The 15,849-nt window shown below is 57.4% G+C and carries 17 protein-coding genes; 7 read left to right on the top strand and 10 right to left on the bottom strand.

Features of this window, described 5'->3' with window-relative positions; translation table 11 throughout:
• Nucleotides 1-11: 11 nt before the first annotated feature.
• Both GY791_03120 and GY791_03115 read right to left on the bottom strand, forming a co-directional pair.
• Nucleotides 12-1,004 (bottom strand): fumarylacetoacetate hydrolase family protein, encoded by a 993-nt coding sequence (locus GY791_03120; protein ID MCP4327415.1) that lies wholly within the window; start codon nt 1,002-1,004, stop codon nt 12-14.
• A complete protein-coding gene (locus GY791_03115; protein ID MCP4327414.1) occupies nt 1,001-2,134 on the bottom strand; it encodes a homogentisate 1,2-dioxygenase in 1,134 nt (377 codons plus the stop codon). Before GY791_03115 ends, GY791_03120 begins: the two co-directional genes overlap by 4 nt.
• Before the next feature lie 89 nt (nt 2,135-2,223).
• Here GY791_03115 and GY791_03110 point away from each other — a divergent pair, with 89 nt between their 5' ends.
• Nucleotides 2,224-2,685, top strand: coding sequence for a winged helix-turn-helix transcriptional regulator (locus GY791_03110; GenBank protein MCP4327413.1), 462 nt, complete (start codon nt 2,224-2,226; stop codon nt 2,683-2,685).
• Between the two features lie 193 nt (nt 2,686-2,878).
• Nucleotides 2,879-4,018: a crotonase/enoyl-CoA hydratase family protein gene (locus GY791_03105; protein ID MCP4327412.1), complete on the top strand. Its 1,140-nt coding sequence runs from the start codon at nt 2,879-2,881 to the stop codon at nt 4,016-4,018.
• Nucleotides 4,019-4,189: 171 nt separating this feature from the next.
• Here the strand turns inward: GY791_03105 and GY791_03100 are convergent, their stop codons facing one another.
• Both GY791_03100 and GY791_03095 read right to left on the bottom strand, forming a co-directional pair.
• A complete protein-coding gene (locus GY791_03100) occupies nt 4,190-6,289 on the bottom strand; it encodes a response regulator (protein MCP4327411.1) in 2,100 nt (699 codons plus the stop codon).
• Nucleotides 6,290-7,141: 852 nt separating this feature from the next.
• On the bottom strand, nt 7,142-8,731 hold the full coding sequence (locus tag GY791_03095; protein MCP4327410.1) for a response regulator: 1,590 nt from the start codon (nt 8,729-8,731) through the stop codon (nt 7,142-7,144).
• A gap of 197 nt (nt 8,732-8,928) precedes the next feature.
• Between GY791_03095 and aroQ the strand changes: the two genes are divergently transcribed.
• The 4 genes from aroQ to GY791_03075 are packed head-to-tail and all read left to right on the top strand — an operon-like array spanning nt 8,929 to nt 11,898.
• Complete coding sequence (gene aroQ / locus GY791_03090) at nt 8,929-9,432, top strand: type II 3-dehydroquinate dehydratase (GenBank protein MCP4327409.1); 504 nt, start codon at nt 8,929-8,931, stop codon at nt 9,430-9,432.
• Nucleotides 9,429-9,887 carry an acetyl-CoA carboxylase biotin carboxyl carrier protein gene (locus tag GY791_03085; GenBank protein MCP4327408.1) on the top strand — a complete coding sequence of 153 codons (459 nt, stop codon included), beginning with the start codon at nt 9,429-9,431 and terminating at the stop codon, nt 9,885-9,887. The genes aroQ and GY791_03085 overlap by 4 nt, the downstream gene beginning before the upstream one ends.
• Before the next feature lie 10 nt (nt 9,888-9,897).
• Complete coding sequence (accC, locus tag GY791_03080) at nt 9,898-11,241, top strand: acetyl-CoA carboxylase biotin carboxylase subunit (GenBank protein MCP4327407.1); 1,344 nt, start codon at nt 9,898-9,900, stop codon at nt 11,239-11,241.
• A gap of 6 nt (nt 11,242-11,247) precedes the next feature.
• Nucleotides 11,248-11,898, top strand: coding sequence for a leucyl/phenylalanyl-tRNA--protein transferase (locus tag GY791_03075; protein ID MCP4327406.1), 651 nt, complete (start codon nt 11,248-11,250; stop codon nt 11,896-11,898).
• On the opposite strand, the gene GY791_03070 is transcribed toward GY791_03075, so the two are convergent.
• The 6 genes from GY791_03070 to GY791_03045 all read right to left on the bottom strand — a co-directional run bounded on the left by GY791_03070 (nt 11,835) and on the right by GY791_03045 (nt 14,730).
• Nucleotides 11,835-12,248 carry a DUF2155 domain-containing protein gene (locus GY791_03070; protein MCP4327405.1) on the bottom strand — a complete coding sequence of 138 codons (414 nt, stop codon included), beginning with the start codon at nt 12,246-12,248 and terminating at the stop codon, nt 11,835-11,837. The genes GY791_03075 and GY791_03070 overlap by 64 nt on opposite strands.
• Nucleotides 12,241-12,483, bottom strand: a complete 243-nt coding sequence (locus GY791_03065; GenBank protein ID MCP4327404.1) for a hypothetical protein — start codon at nt 12,481-12,483, stop codon at nt 12,241-12,243. The genes GY791_03070 and GY791_03065 overlap by 8 nt, the downstream gene beginning before the upstream one ends.
• A 90-nt stretch (nt 12,484-12,573) precedes the next feature.
• Nucleotides 12,574-13,368 (bottom strand): methyltransferase domain-containing protein, encoded by a 795-nt coding sequence (locus GY791_03060; protein ID MCP4327403.1) that lies wholly within the window; start codon nt 13,366-13,368, stop codon nt 12,574-12,576.
• Nucleotides 13,352-13,825 (bottom strand): outer membrane lipid asymmetry maintenance protein MlaD, encoded by a 474-nt coding sequence (gene mlaD, locus GY791_03055; GenBank protein MCP4327402.1) that lies wholly within the window; start codon nt 13,823-13,825, stop codon nt 13,352-13,354. The genes GY791_03060 and mlaD overlap by 17 nt, the downstream gene beginning before the upstream one ends.
• A gap of 28 nt (nt 13,826-13,853) precedes the next feature.
• Complete coding sequence (locus GY791_03050) at nt 13,854-14,330, bottom strand: MCE family protein (GenBank protein ID MCP4327401.1); 477 nt, start codon at nt 14,328-14,330, stop codon at nt 13,854-13,856.
• Between the two features lie 40 nt (nt 14,331-14,370).
• Complete coding sequence (locus GY791_03045; GenBank protein ID MCP4327400.1) at nt 14,371-14,730, bottom strand: NADH:ubiquinone oxidoreductase subunit NDUFA12; 360 nt, start codon at nt 14,728-14,730, stop codon at nt 14,371-14,373.
• Between the two features lie 146 nt (nt 14,731-14,876).
• Here GY791_03045 and GY791_03040 point away from each other — a divergent pair, with 146 nt between their 5' ends.
• Nucleotides 14,877-15,794 carry a DMT family transporter gene (locus GY791_03040; protein ID MCP4327399.1) on the top strand — a complete coding sequence of 306 codons (918 nt, stop codon included), beginning with the start codon at nt 14,877-14,879 and terminating at the stop codon, nt 15,792-15,794.
• The last annotated feature ends 55 nt before the right edge of the window (nt 15,795-15,849 follow it).

The raw sequence follows: 15,849 nt of genomic DNA, 5'->3' as shown, positions 1-15,849 counted from the left end.
GCCCGCGCAATTTACGCCGCAGGGTTCAGCTTTGCCACCCGTTGATCGATTGCACCAAATATCGATTGACCCGACTGATCGAACATTTCGATTCGCACAGTATCGCCAAACGACATGAACGGTGTCTTGGGTGCCCCACTTTCGATTTGCTCCTGCATGCGGCGCTCGGCGAGGCATGACGAACCGGCGCTGCGGTCGACGTTCGAAACGGTCCCGGAACCGACAATCGTACCCGCCGAAAGTCGGCGAGTCGCCGCGGCGTGCGCCACCAAGGTCGGGAAGTCAAAGGTCATATCGAGGCCGGCATTCGGCTGCCCAAAGAGTCGGCCGTTGAAGTGGGTAACCAGCGGCAGGTTGACCTTGCGTCCATCCCAAGCGGACCCCAATTCGTTCGGTGTCACCGCCACCGGTGAAAACGCGCTTGCCGGCTTGCCTTGAAAGAAGCCGAAACCCTTGGCCAATTCGCCGGGGATCAAATTTCTAAGGCTGACATCGTTGGCTAACATGATCAGCTTGATATGATCTGCTGCTGCATCGGCATCGACCGCCATCGGCACATCGTCGGTAACCACCGCGACTTCGGATTCGAAATCGATGCCGTGTTCCTCGCTGCCCGCAACGATATCATCGGTCGGCCCGAGAAACCCGTCCGAGCCGCCCTGGTACATGAGTGGGTTGATCCAAAAATCGGCCGGCATTTCGGCGCCTCGAGCCTTTCGCACCAATTCGACATGGTTCACATAGGCGCTGCCGTCGGCCCATTGATAGGCGCGTGGCAACGGCGAGGCCATTGCGGATCGATCGAAAATCTCGGCATTCGATACTTTGCCGTCATTAAGTGATCGATAGAGCGCCGCGAGCTCGGGCGCGGCCTCTTTCCAATCCTCGATCGCGGACTGCAAGGTCGGGGCGACTTGAGGAACGGGGACGCACCGCGAAAGATCACCGGCGACCACGACAAGTTCGCCGTCGCGGCTATCGGTTTTGCGCGAACCAAGTTTCATCCCTCGTTCCCCGTCTTCCACGAATCGACATAGCCGCTCCATTCGACGGTCGTTGCGGCCGGATCGATAACCACCTCGTCGCGGGTATCGATCATGACTGCCACCTCGTCGGTTTCTTTCCTGGCGTGCTTGGCGCCGGCCTGGAACGCCTTTGGATGCGGCCCGTGCGCGAATCCGCAGGGATGCACCGTCATCATCCCGGGATGAATGTTGTCGCGACTGAAGAACTCGCCACGGTGGTAGAAAATGATCTCGTCGTAGTCGTCATTGTTATGGAAGAAGGGAACCTTCAGCGCACCCGGATCGCTTTCAATCGGGCGCGGGCAAAACGTACAAACGACGAAACGTCCGGCAAGGAACGTCGTATGTGCGGATGGCGGCACATGATAGCGATGGCTCATCAGCGGGCGAATATGACGCCAATTGATTCGTACCGGCACCAAATCGCCATGCCAACCGACGGCGTCCAGAGGATTGAAGGGAAAGGTGACGGTACTCAGCGCGTTGCGCCGTTTGATCACGACCTTCCATTCCTGCTCACCTTGCTGAGCGCGAAATGGGTCGTCGATTGCGGGCAGATCGAGGATCGCGGGGTCGAAAATCGCATGGCGCCCGACCATGCCCTTGTCCGGCAGCCGGTAACTGTCATTGGTCGCTTCGATCAACAGCGCCACCATCGGCTCGCGGGCATCGACTCGCCACATCGTGCCACGCGGCAGCATGACATAATCGCCCTCGCCGATTTCGAGATGTCCATAGTCGCAAAACAGATCCCCCGCGCCCTCATGTACGAATATCAAATCGTCACCATCCGCGTTTCGAACCAAATGATTCATCGCGCCGGCGATCCGCCACAGGCGCATTCGGACGTGGGCGTTGTGCAGGATTTCGCAGGCGTCCCAGGGTGAATTCGACACCGCGCTAAGCTTCGAAAGGTCGAAGGCGCGGGGCCGAAGCGGACCTTCCCAGTCCACCCAGGCGGTCGGCGGATGGGTGTGGTGCATGTGCGTGGCGGGTCCGAAAAAGCCTTCCTTGCCGAGTTCCCTTTCGTAGGTTCCCTCGGGCAGGTCCGCATGAGCCTGGCGCGACGCCGTACCTTCGACACGCGGTAGCGTAATCCACTGCTTCATATCGCACTCCCACTCATCCAAAACACAGGGTTGCCGCTCATACGAATGAATCGTAATATAGTTTCAATTGAAACTAATTCCAAGTATCAATGACGATGACAAACTCGGATCTCCATCTCGACGATTTCCTGCCCTACCGCTTGTCGGTGCTGACCAACACGGTCAGTGGCGCGATCGCCAAGATTTATGCAGAACGGTTTGGTGTCACCGTCGCGGAGTGGCGGGTAATGGCAGTCCTGGGTATGACCAGCGATTTGGCTGCCAACGAGATATGCCGGCGGACCGCCATGGATAAAGTTCGCGTCAGCCGGGCCGTCGGTCGAATGCTGTCGCGCCAACTGATCGAGCGTCGCATCGACGATCGAGACCGGCGCCGTTCGAAACTTCGCCTTTCGAAGAAAGGTCGCCGCATTTATGCGGAAATCGTTCCGTTCGCACGATACATCGAGACGCAGTTGTTGACCGTGTTGACCGAGTCGGAGACCAGCCAACTCGACGGCATCCTTAACAAGCTGCAGCGGCGCGCCGGCGAGCTCGGCCGGGTAACCTAGCCCGCTCAATGCTTTACCCCACACCTGAACCCGGCCCCACTTGGCAACGTTAACTAATTGTTAACGCTTCGTTAACTATTTCAGTTGAATCCTTAAAAAAGTGTTAACGAAGGTTTAATTGGTTAACAATAGTAGTGTTAACGAAGGTTTAATTGGTTAACAATAATCATGCCTACCAGGGGACGTCCGAACGGTGAAGGCTGAAGGGTCGGAACGCTTTACGGAATTGAATTCCAACGAGAACGAAGAAATCGCTCGCCGCGCGGACAGCTTGAGCTCCCCTAAAGAGCGTCGTCGGCAGGCCGGATCCGGTTCATCCGACGACTTGTATCGACGAGATCGGGAGAATCAATCCATGACCGTAATACGCAAACCAGCCTACGAAGAATTTCGCGGCGCACTGCGAGAGATCGAACGAAACGAACGGGTAAACGACCCCACCGTTGTCGAAGCCCTACCCGTCCACGACGACGGTTCCGTCCACCCTCTGAACCGCACATACACCGAGCTGGAAACCCGCTTCGACAGCCAAGAGCGAATCCTGTGGTGCTATTTCAAACAACGGCACCGGCCGAGCTTCACCTTTCAACTTCTGGATGACATCGCAGAAGTTCAAAACGAACTCAAGAAAGTGTTCAAGGCGCCCGATGTGGAGCGAGACCCACCGGTTCGATTCGCGGTGTGGACCACGGAGACGCCCGGCATTTGGAATCTTGGCGGCGACCTGAAACTCTTGGTCGAATTGATCCGCGCCGGCGATCGAGAGGCCGTCGAGCGCTATGCGCAGCATACGACGGAACGCGTCTATCAAAATACGACCAGTATGGGGTTGCCATTGGTGACCGTCGCACTGATCAAGGGCGACGCGCTCGGCGGCGGGTTCGAAGCGGCTCTATCCTGCAATCTGCTGATCGCCGAACGTAGTGCAAAGTTTGGCCTGCCCGAAGTGATGTTCAATCTGTTCCCGGGTATGGGCGCATATAGTTTGCTGGCCCGCAAAATCGATCCGGTACAAGCAGAGCGGATGATCTTCTCGGGCCGCGTCTACAGCGCTGAAGAGCTCTACCAGCTGGGTGTCATCGACATCCTCGTCGAGGACGGAGAAGGCGATATGGCGGTCTACGAGCATATCGACAAAAACGGTCGAATGCTCAATGCGCATCGCGCAATTTACAAGGTTCGCCATCGCGTCAACCCAGTCACGAGGGGTGAATTAATGGACATCGCCACGATTTGGGTCGATGCCGCGATGAACCTAGAAGAGCAAGATCTGCGGCGGATGGAGCGTCTGGTTAACGCACAGGATCGCCGCTGGCAGAAATTGCACCGTTGAGCCAGAAGCAATATGGCCACCCGAGCGGCGACGCCGCTCTAGGAGGCTGACACGACCCGCTGGTGACGACACGACATTGCCGTACGGCTTGGCGCACGTTCGATTTCTGGGGACGGGCGCTGGGCCGAGCGACAACCCCGATCTCGCCGTGTTGTCGCCAGCGGGTTCTTTTTAGTGCGGTTTGAATTCCTTTTTCGCGACCCCGTTGGCGACGACGATGAGTTCCTGCCGCGCGCGACGAAACTCTTCTTTGAACTGGGCAACGTACTCCGACCCTCGGGCGCGCATATCCTGGGGACTGATACCGCTAATCTCCATACATAGATTGAATATACGCATGGCGCCGATATTGGCGCTACTGCTACGCAGCGCGTGTACGTGATCGCGAAACCCGCGCACATCCAGCTTTTCATATGCCCGCTCCATCTCTTCGAGAGCGAATTCGGCGTCTTCGATAAAATCCTGAACGACTTCGGCAACAAACTTGTCGTCACCTGCGAGCTGTCGAAGGTTTTCGATGGTGCCGATCTCTATCGCAGGCTCACTTCCGGCATGGAACCTGGGGTGAGTCGTGACCTTTTCCACGGACGAAACCGGCGAATCGGTTTCCGGTTCGGGCACGGGTTCCTCGGGCACCAATCTGTCGATGAGAGCAAGTAGTTGTGCGGCCTCGACCGGCTTGGTCTGGAATGCGTCCATGCCCGCTTCCTCACAAGCCTCTTGCGTTTCCGGGGTGGCATCCGCGCTGAGCGCAACGATCGGTACATGGGGCGCGCCAAGATTTGTGAATCTGAACATCTTTGCCGCTTCGATACCATTCATTGTCGGCATGTTTACGTCCATGAACACGATATCGAAGGTATGCGCCTCGAGCAGGTCCAACGCCTCTTCTCCATTCGCGGCAACCATACAGTCGTGACCCGCACGCTCGAGGATTTTCGACAAAACGCGGCGGTTTGTTCGATTGTCCTCCGCTACCATCACATTGAGCTTACGGCTCGTTTGGGCCGCCAGCGCGTTTGCACGTTCGCCAAACGGGCTGGCGGCCAAACCGCCGGCCTGTGCCGCATGCAGGGCATTGAATAGCTGCTGCGGATCAAGCGCATCTTCGATCAACGCGATGGCGTCACCGGTAATCCAATCATTACGTATGAAATCGCGTTCGAGAGGCGCCACGATAATTGTCGCGACGCGGTTCGCGCCCGCCTTGTCACGGAGGATAGTGGTAAATTGAGACAGACCCAGCCCCAACCCCACCTCGTCGGCTATTACGATAGTACGTCCAGATTGGCCGCCGATATTTTGGCGGGAGCTGGCCAGGGGATCATAAGGATTGTCGGAAACGACCGCGTGAAGACCAAGCCTATAGACCGCCTCCGCCATGCGGCGTGCGGCGATATGATCGGTCGAGACTATAACGACCCGATCTTCATTGAACTTCAGTGATTGATGATCGGCCGCCTTCAGCGGTTGTTTGGTGACATCAATGGTGAACCAAAAGATGCTGCCCTGTCCCTCGTCGCTTTCAACACCGATACGTCCATCCATCGTTTCGATGAGTTGCTTGGATATCGCCAATCCTAATCCGGTTCCGCCGAACCTGCGATTTACGGATTCATCGGCCTGGGTGAAGCTGTCAAAAATGTGCTCGAGCTTGTCCGATGCAATTCCAATTCCCGTATCCCGCACCTCGATACGCACACGAACTTTTTCGAAACTCTCTTCAACCGCATTGGCAACAATGTCGACCGCGCCGGTTTCGGTGAACTTCAACGCGTTGGCGACCAAGTTGACGAGAATTTCGTGGAGGTGCTGGGCATCCCCGCACAGCAAATAGGGGGTCTTCGCGGTGACGTGAACGCCGAGTCTGATATCCTTGCCCTGCGTTTGCTGAGCCAGCATGTTGCGCACGCCAGCCATCATTTCGTGAAGATCGAAGTCGACATTCTCGGTTGTCATTTTGCCGGCTTCGATCTTGGAAAAATCGAGAATGTCGTTGATCAAAGACAGCAGCGAACGTGCGGACGTCTTGATCGTCGCCGCCATTTCGCTTTGTTCGCGATCGAGATGGGTGTCACGCAACACATCGCTCATGCCTATTACCGCATTGAGCGGCGTGCGAAGTTCATGGCTCATCGTCGCGAGGAACCGGCTCTTGGCGCGATTGGCTTCTTCCGCCTGCGCCTTCGCATCGCTGAGCTTCTTGATCAATGTCGAGACATAGGCGGGCAGTGCGACAAGAGCGACGAGCAATCCGACCGATACCGTCATGTTCGCCGACCAAAACGGCGTCTCGATTACGACGAATGTGAATCCGACAAGGCTGAGGATCGCAGAGGCTAGTAGATAGCTTCGGCCATATCGGAAACCGTTACCGAACGTGACCCACAAATAGACCCCATACCACGGCGCCATCACGTCGCCACCGGCAAAAAGCACTGCCGAAAGCACGGTATTATCGGCGGCGATTCCTATGCCGCGGCGTAACGCCGATTTTTCAGGGCGGTAAAGCAGGTGGAGAAACAGGAGCCAGGCCAGCAGCTGGAGGCAAAGGCCTGCCCCCATGACCGCGTCGAGCGAGCGGACCGCGTCGGGCGTCATGTGGCCGGCGCCCAATAGCGCGATCAGGTAGATCAGGATGACCACCACCATGCCGACGCGAATCAGGATCTGTTCGTGTTCGGAATCGGGGCGTTTCTGAAATTGTTCGCCAATACGGCGCAGTCCGAGTCGGGATACACGGTAGACCACCGCCAATGGCGCGGCGACCAGGCCCGCCAATAAGACCAGAGGCGGCCACATCGGCCAGCTCCAATCGTCCCTAACGAGTACGAAATAGACCAATACGGATATGGAAAAAATCGAAGAAAACGCGAGCAATAAGGTGATAACGATCAATCGGCGGTCCGAACGCCGTTGGCCGGCTTCGCTTTTGGCGGAGCGTGACGCCTTGCTTTTAAAGGCCAGTTTGCCCATGAACGCGACTTTGCACTAGGTCGTTGCAACCCGGAGCCAATATCGACACATCGGCTTGCAAAAGGCTTAACCCCTTCCGCGATTCGACATTACCACACTTGCCTATCTACAATAAGTCTTGTGGGTAATGCTAGTCCCACACACAATCTATTGTGTGTTCTTCGACCGACGCATCAGCCGGGCCGCAGGGAATGCGATGGTGACGGTCGTCCCCTTCCCCTTCGAACTGGATATATCCAGCCGGCCGTCGTGAAGTTCCAGCAAACCGATGGCGAGCGGGAGTCCGAGGCCGGTGCCATGGAATTTTCGCGCCATCGAACTCTCGACTTGACCGAAGCGCGAGGTCGCGATCTTGATTTCCTCATCGGTCATTCCGATGCCGCTATCCGAGACATCGATACAAAGCTCACCGCCGCGTTCGAGACTGGCGCCTATGCCGACTTCGCCGCCCTTTTCGGTAAACTTGAGAGCATTCGAAAGGATGTTCAGGAGGACCTGCTTGAGATGGCGCGCATCGATACGCAGAGTCGGCAGCGCATTGGCGACCGTGATCGCGATTTCGATGCCCGCCTCCTGTGACCGCGGTTTGACAAGGCGAACGACGCTGTCTATCGCCTCGGCGATTCCGACTTCTTCCTCAAAAACGTCGAGCTTGCCGGCCTCGATCTTCGAGACGTCGAGAATATCGTTGATGATATCCAGCAGGTGGGTCGCGCTGTCGCCGATGTCACGCGCATATTCGCGATATCGCGGACTGCCGATCGGACCAAGCGTTTCTGTCGTCATGATTTCCGCAAAGCCGATGATTGCGTTCAACGGGGTTCGCAGTTCGTGGCTCATGTTGGCGAGGAATTCCGTCTTCGACCTATTGGCCGCCACCGCGGCATCCTTGGCTTCCTTGAGTTCCTCTTCCGCTGCTTTGCGTTCGGTAATATCGAGCGACACAGTCACCACGTTGGTGACCTGTCCGGCGGCATCTTTCAATGGCGATTTGGTCGTCAGAAGGACCCGCGACGACCCATCACGGGCGGTATAGGTTTCCTCGATCCGGGGCACTGTCTCGCCGGTTTTGAAAACTTCGCGGTCGAGTTCCATGTTGCGAAGACCATATTCCTTGCCGAACAGGTCTATGGCCGTACGGTCCACCGCCTCCGCCGGGGTGATGCCCAGCTGCTCCGCTTGGAAGCTGTTCATGAATATGTAGTTCGACTTGCTATCGCAGGCGCTGATCATCGCCGGTACAGCGTTTATGACGCGCCGCAGCGTTTCCTGACTTTCCCGCAGCGCGACCTTGTGCTCGCGCTCGTTGGTCATCAAGCGCTGTTCCAACGACACGGCACGGTTCTTGATGATTTGTTGCTGGCGGCGAAGCGTCAGCAGATTCTTCGCTCGCGCTTGAAACTCATTGTGGTCGATCGGACTCAGCAGGAAGTCCGTGGCCCCCGCCTCCAGCGCCTCATAGCGGAAATTTCGATCCTCGTAGATTGTGACGACGATAGCCGGGACGTCATAGCACATAGGCAATTTGCGGAACGCCCGGACGAATTCGGCGCCGTTCATGGCACCCATTTTGAAATCGGTAACCACGAGGTCCGGAATGTTGTCCTCGACCCACTCGAGCGCGGCTTCCGGCGACGCGAACGCCTCCACGCGCCCGCCTGGCTCGACCACCTTCGCCAAGCGCGTCAAAATGTTCCGGTTCGTTGCCCGGTCGTCGATGATAACTATTGTCGGCATCGCCGAGAACTGACCCCCGTTCCCCCGTTCGACATATGATTTAAATTATCGTTATCTTTCTCACAAATCAGCCACATTAAAGGCTGCAATTATTAACACTGTGTTAACCCTTTTCGACTGCCGAGGAAAAGCATTTTCGTAATCGTCCATGGAAACTGGGCGAAATTCCGACGTTCATTGCGTTCGCGCCGCTGTTCATGCTAACGCTGTGGTCAGGGGAATTCCGTGGGCGCGACGCCGTGACAGCCACAAACACTGTTCTCATTATCAATGGCCCAAATCTCAACATGCTCGGGGCTCGCGAGCCGGAGATCTATGGCACGGTGACGCTGCCGGATATCGAGTCGATGTGCCAAAACCACGGCAAAACGCTGGGATTTGATGTCGACTTTCGACAAAGCAATGCCGAATCGGACCTAATCAGCTGGATTCAGGACATCGACATTCAGGTCGCCGGACTAATCATCAACGCGGGCGCTTATACCCACACTTCGATCGCCCTGCTCGATGCACTCAAAACCATCAATCGACCAATTATCGAAGTCCATCTCTCGAATGTTTACAGCCGGGAAACCTTTCGCCACCGCTCATACATATCGCCGGCGGCGACCGGGACGATCTGCGGATTTGGTCCGTATGGCTATGTCATGGCATTGGACGCGCTTGCCGATCAGCTGAGGTCGGGGGAAGACACCGGATGACCAACACCAAAGACATTGCGCTGATCGTTCGCGAACTTGCCGCGCTTCTCGACGAAACCGGCTTGAACGAAATCGAGTACGGCCGGGAAGATTGGCACATTCGAATCGCCAAGGGCGGCATAGCGGCGACGACGATGACGCATCTAACCCCGACCGCCGCGGCCTCCGCCTCTGTGGCCTTACCTGAAAGTGGTGCGGCCGGCGATACGGAAGGCATACCGGCCGGTGCCCTGACATCACCGATGGTCGGGACCGTGTACCTCCGACCGGATCCCGACGAGGCTGCCTTTATTGACGTCGGGGATGAGGTCCGAGAGGGTCAGACGTTGCTGCTTATCGAGGCGATGAAAACGTTCAACGAAATTAGGGCGCCACGATCAGGCCGGATAAGCAAAATCCTGGTCGAAGATGGCAGTCCGGTCGAATTCGGCGACCCACTGCTGATCTTGTCATGACGGTGTACGAATGTTCGAGAAGGTGCTGATCGCCAATCGCGGCGAAACGGCGCTGCGCATTCATCGGGCCTGCAAGGAGATGGGTATCCAGACGGTTGTCGTTCATTCGACAGCCGATTCCGATGCCATGCACGTACGCTTGGCTGATGAAAGCGTGTGTATCGGGCCACCAGCCGCGCGCGACAGCTATTTGAACGTGCCCGCGATTCTTTCCGCCGCGACGATTACCGGCGCCGACGCCATCCATCCGGGATATGGCTTTCTGTCGGAAAACGCCAATTTCGCGGGTATCGTTGAGGAACACGGGTTTAGGTTCATTGGCCCCACCGCCGAACACATTCGAGTGATGGGCGACAAGGTGGCGGCCAAGCAAATGATGGCAGAATCGGGCGTACCGGTCGTCCCAGGCTCGGACGGCGCGGTCGCCTCAGCCGAGGACGTCGCCGCACTGGCTGGCGAAATGGGCTGTCCAATCCTTATCAAGGCCGCCGCGGGCGGCGGCGGCCGCGGTATGAAGGTCGCGTGGACGGAAGACGAAATCGAGAGCGCATTTGATTTGGCCCGCAGCGAGGCCCGCGCGGCTTTTGGCGACGACACCGTCTATGTCGAAAAATATCTCGACCGGCCGCGCCATATCGAAGTGCAGATCCTGGCCGATCAAAGCGGCAGGGTGGTCCACCTCGGCGAACGCGATTGCTCCGTACAGCGCCGCCACCAAAAGGTGATCGAAGAGACGCCGTCACCGGCGCTGAACGCCTCTGTGCGCGCGGAAGTCGGACGAATTGCGTGCGCCGCCATCGAAAACCTTGGCTATCGCAACGCCGGCACGCTTGAATTCGTCTACCAAAACAATGAATTCTATTTCATTGAGATGAACACACGTCTCCAGGTCGAGCACGGCATAACGGAGATGATTACCGGTATCGATATCGTCCGTGAACAGATCCGGATCGCGGCCGGGCTTGATCTCAACCTTACCCAACAGGAAATCGTCTTCGACGGGCATTCGATAGAGTGCCGTATCAACGCCGAGAATCCTGAAACCTTCGCTCCATCGCCGGGCCGCATCAACGAATACCATCCGCCCGGCGGTCTCGGCGTGCGCATCGATTCGGCCCTCTATTCCGGCTACACCGTACCACCCTATTATGACAGTATGGTCGCCAAGCTGATCGTCCACGGCAGAACGCGCAATGAATGCCTGATGCGAATGCGGCGCGCGCTCGACGAGTATGTTATTGGCGGCATTGAGACGACGCTGCCGTTGCTGCGACAAATCATTTCAGAGCAAGATTTTCTAAACGGGGATTATGATGTTCACTGGTTGGAGAAACTGGTCGGGCTGAAGAGATAAAATGATATGACCGGACTTACACCGGAATTGCTGTTGCAGGCCTACAGCGTCGGCGTATTTCCGATGGCGGAAAGCCGTCATGCGTCATTTCTCTATTGGATCGACCCCGAACGCCGCGGAATTTTGCCGCTCGACGGCGTTCATATTCCCCACAAGCTTCGACGCACCTTACGCCGCGGCGGCTTTGCGGTGACTTGCGATACCGCCTTCGATCAAGTCATCGAGATGTGTGCGGAGCCGACCATGAAACGGCCCGACACCTGGATCAACGACGAGATCCTTCACCTTTACAAACGGCTGTTCGAGCTGGGCCATGCGCACAGCGTCGAGTGTTGGCAGGGATCGAAATTGGTCGGCGGGCTCTATGGGGTCTCAATCCGCGCCGCATTCTTCGGCGAAAGCATGTTTTCGCGTGCCACGGACGCGTCAAAGGTCGCCCTGATTCACCTCGTCGCGCGACTGCGCAAGGGAGAGTATGAACTACTCGACAGTCAGTTCATTACCGACCATTTGAGGCAGTTTGGAGCGGTCGAGGTGGCGCGAACAAAATATCAAGCGATCCTGCATTCCGCTCTGGGTCGCGATGCAACCTTTCATTCCGAGCTATCGGACGCCGAATTTTCAGCATTCTTGCAGTCAAGCACCCAGACGACATAGACCGGGTGCTCGAGCGCGGAAAGCCCGGGACTGGAGGCGAACATCCAGCCGCTGAAGAGGTCGACCCGTTCCTGGCCGGGTTTGGTATCGCTGATTTCAACGAATGCCGCGCTTTCCGGAGGCTCCTCCGGCGGGCGCTTGTCACAGGCGCGTGGCGTAATGTGGAGCGAACCGAATTCGGTCGTCTCGTTGACCGGTGCTTCGATCGTCGAAACCCGCGCCGTTATCTTGTCCAGCCCCTGAAGAATGGTGACGTCGTAGCGATCCGCTACGGCTATACGCGGCCACACTAGGGTCGCGGCGGCGACAAATCCGAGCGCCCAGAAAAACAATCGGCCGTTTTCATGCATCGCGATTGCCGCTGGCATAGGGATTTTCGAGAGCCTCGACCATGCCGCGAAGAACCTCGCGAAATTGGTCCTCGTCACACCCCATGAGAATCGCATCTTCAAACGCATCCTGGCAGGACTGGAATATCTCCTCGAGATTCTCATTTAGAACTTTGATCTTTTCGAGGCACGATACCGGCTCGCCGTCCTTGGTCAGCCAGATTGGCAATTCTGCGTCCTTGGTTTTGGTAATCATCTTCTCAGCCGTCGTTGGCGCGCGAAATCGAAATAGGATATGGGTTCAATAGCGCGCCAATCCAAGGGCCTCAAGACCCAACGGCTTTCGCTAGTGGGGCTTGATGGCGGCAAATCGCAAGCGCACATAATCGGCGGTCCAATTGCCGGCCGCGTCGCACAGAGCGGAACGCAGCTCGCTGCGGACTTCGGCGATGTAGGCGACATGGTGATCGGGATCGAGAGAGGCGAGAAACGGCTCGGCAAAAGTCTCGAACCAGCCCGCGATATCGCCGGGCAGCGGCGTCGGGCGCGGGATAAGGTCAATCTGACGGACCTCAAAACCGTGCTGCTCAAGCAGGGTCCGGTATTCCCCGACTGTAGGGAAATACCACGGAACATGGGCGTTGCCGTCGATGCCGCGACGTTCGAGGGCAGCGACAAGGGCGGCCTTGATCTGTTCGACATTGCCCGCGCCACCCATTTCCGCAACGAATCGGCCACCCGGTTTTAACGCCCGCCACACACCATCGAGAACCTCCGCCGGCCGGGTCATCCAGTGCAACGCCGCGTTTGACCATACGGCATCGAATTCGCTCTGGAATGCGAGGTGATGGGCATCGGCGACCGACGCCGCCAGACCGCGCTGCTGCGCTGCGGCAACTTGCTCGGGACTGCTGTCGATGCAGACCACCTCACCGGCACGTTCGCTCAGGATTACGCTCAATACGCCGTCGCCGCAGCCAAGGTCGAGTATCCGTTCGTGAGATTGAGGGCCGAGTAACTCGATCAGCGGCGTGCCGAGGTCGGAGACAAACCGTGCATGTCTGGCGTATCGCTCGGGATCCCAACTTTGCCCGGATTTCGGGCAGCCGTAGGCGTCCCCCGACCTATTTCTTCTGTTCATCCGTTGCGCTGGCTTGATTGGCAATGACATAAATCGCTTCGCCCAGAATCTGCTCCACCGTTCGAACGTCCTTGGTGTTTTTCAGATCACCGCCAGCGGCGACGAATGTCTTACTAGCGCCCGGAGCAAGGCTGACGTAGCGCCCACCCAACAATCCATCGCTTACGATCGTTACCTCGGTGTCATCCGGTAGTTTCACTTTGTCATCGATCGACAATGTCACAATGGCCAAATAGTCCTCCTGATCCAGCATCAGTCTACTGACCGATCCGACCTTGACCCCGCCGACGCGGATATCGCTGCCAACGGTGAGACCGCCGATCGACAGGAATTGCGCTTTTACCTCATAGCCGCCTTTATTGGCGAAGGAACTGTTCTGATAGGCATAAAACAGAAAGATGCCAGCAACCGCGATGACCAGCCCGCCGATGATGGTCTCGATAAAGCTTCTTCTCACGGTCTTCCTCCTACTTCCGGTCTTGCGGCTATTGCAGCGTTTGAGACGGGTCAATGCCGAGTCGCTGCTGAGCGCTTTCGACCAATTTCTGGAAAATGCCGATCAGGTCGATCGAATCCTGAACGAACCCGAAACCGTCCCCGTTTGTCATCATGCGGGTATCGCCGCCTGGATCGACTTCGATGAATTTGCTGCCGAATAGGCCATCGCTGACGATCGCCGCGACGCTATCGGCGGGGATATTTATGCCGTCCTGGATGCGCATTACGACTTCAGCCTGATCCGTATCCGTGTTCAGGCTCATCGCAACGACCTCGCCAACGTCGATCCCTGCCAGGCGCACTTTGCTGCCGCCGACAAGGCCATCGATCCGATGGAAACCCGCGTTGATATTGTATCCGCCAAGCTCGGTTAGCGCGCGACCCCAGGTGGCGTAGCTGAAGACCAGGCCGAGCGCGACCAGAGTCATAACCCCGGAAAAGACCTCTCTCCAGCTTTGGTTCATCGCCGCTTGACGGCCGATCGCTTGTGCCGCAGAGGGACGATCATGACGGACGCCACGGCTCGTAGTCCGCCGATGCGCGGGCACGCGTCGCACCTTTGTATTCGTGTCCGGATGGCCGATATGCGTCGACCGTCCCCGTCCGATTGGGAATATGCTCTTTTTCCCAGGACTTCTTGCGGAGCTCGAGCTCGGACGGCGGTGTATCGATTGTCTTGTGCAGCCATTGATGCCACACGGGTGGCACCTTGCTGGCCTCGTCGGGCCCATTGTAGATGACCCAACGGCGTTCCCAGCGATCATGTTTTTTGCCGCGTTCACGGTAGTACTTGTTGCCGAAATCGTCCTCGCCAACAAAGTCGCCTTTGAGCCAAGTAAATATTCGCGTTCCCAACGTGGCCATCGCACCCGAGGTCCAAAGCGTGAGCGGCGACGGACTATCGCACTTGTGTCTTGTGTCGTCCAGCCTGCCGAACGCCCCAAATTAACTTGGTAATGTCGATCCCCGAGTGGTATGGGGCCCAGTGGATTCCACGGACTTTGCACGCCATGGCCTATGAGAACTTGCGCCGACAGCAGCCGGCGATTGCCCTGATCAATCCACTTGGCCAGTCTCGCCTGGTCGGCTCTCTGCTAATCGTAGCGGGAGCCGCTTGCTTCAGCATGGCGGTGGTCATGGCGCGGCTGACTTACGATGCCGGGAGCAATCCGATCACCGTAATTTCCGTTCGGGTTTGGGTCGGTATGCTGGTTCTCGGCATTCTGGTCGTTCTGGGCCGCAACCGCTTCCGCGTTGCACCACGCAACCTCTTGGCTGCGCTGGTGATTGGCACCGCCGTAACGACCTCGGCGCTGGCCTATTTCGCCGCCTTCAGCCTGATCCCGGTCAGCATCGCCGTGCTTATTTTCTACACCTACCCGATTTTTGTTGGGATTGCCGCTCGCTTCACGGAACGCGATCCATTCACCGCGGGCAAGTTCATTGCGCTCGGCCTCGCCTTCGCGGGCGTCGCCCTGGCCCTTAACGTCGATTTGGCAAGCCACGACATCCGCGGACTTTTGCTGGCTACCGTGCCGGCCATAATCATCGGTTCAGTCACACTATTTGGTGGTCGATACATGCAGGGCACTAACGTCGTCGTCATGACGTTTTACATGATGCTCGCCGGCTCGATGTTGATGGGGTTGGTCGCGATCATTGCGGCACCGCTGGCCTTTCCCACATCGGGCGCCGGTCAATGGGCGTTGGTTGCGGTCCCGGTCTTTTTCGTTTTCGGCAACCTGTGTTTCTTCGCCGGGCTGCGGCGTATTCGCGCCGTCGACGTCGCCATGTTGATGAACCTAGAACCGGTGACAACCATTGCCTTTGCCTTGGCCATCCTGGGTGATTGGCTGACGCCGGTACAAGGGGTCGGCGCAGCGCTGATTCTGGGCGCGATATTCCTCATGACCTGGATCCGCCGTTGATCGGTGTATCCCATATTTTGTAAGGCATTTCACCAAGACCACAAAATATTGTTGC

This window comes from Alphaproteobacteria bacterium (assembly GCA_024244705.1).
GTDB lineage: Bacteria > Pseudomonadota > Alphaproteobacteria > JAAEOK01 > JAAEOK01 > JAAEOK01.
Note: the sequence above shows the minus strand (reverse complement) of the source record. Positions and strands in the feature narration are given on the sequence as shown.